We start from the raw sequence: 507 nt of genomic DNA, 5'->3' as shown, positions 1-507 counted from the left end.
GCAATCGGTCGGTCTGGCGACGTTCCTTCTTGGTCGGGCGGCCGCTGCCGGCCTCGCGCAGCCCCGGAATTGCATCGGGAGGGGCTTCGCCCTTCGGTGCGGGCGGTGGCGACATATCCTCGTAGAGCGTACGGGCTTCCTCGGCCGGGCCGCGTCGCGCACCCGCGCCGAGGACCTTCCAGATGAAGATGCGCCGCTCGAGCGTGATGGTCAGGACGTCGCCTGGCTTGACCTGATCGGAAGCCTGCGCTGCTTTGTCGCGATTGATGCGGACCCGGCCGGCGACGACCAGTTTCGCCGCCAGCGAGCGCGATTTCACGACGCGGGAGAAGAACAGCCATTTGTCGATGCGCTGGCGGCCTTCGGCAACCATCGAAGCGAGCCGGGTTCTACTTCTTCAATTGGTCGCGCAGAGCGGCGAGCTTGGCGAAGGGCGAATCCGGATCGAAACGCACCGGGCGCTCCTCGCGCGGCTTTGGCTGGAAGGCGGGGTTGCCGCCTTGCGGA

Annotated in this window: 1 protein-coding gene; it reads right to left on the bottom strand. The window is 67.3% G+C overall.

The window, feature by feature from the left end; genetic code table 11:
* Positions 1 to 373: RNA-binding S4 domain-containing protein (locus EN884_RS38075; protein WP_164895523.1), on the bottom strand; the 373-nt coding region annotated here is incomplete at its 3' end.
* Positions 374 to 507: the final 134 nt, after the last annotated feature.

It is taken from the genome of Mesorhizobium sp. M7A.F.Ca.AU.001.01.1.1, from assembly GCF_004022735.1.
In the GTDB taxonomy this organism is placed as follows: Bacteria; Pseudomonadota; Alphaproteobacteria; order Rhizobiales; family Rhizobiaceae; genus Mesorhizobium; species Mesorhizobium ciceri.
This window is presented reverse-complemented; position numbering and strand designations above follow the sequence as displayed.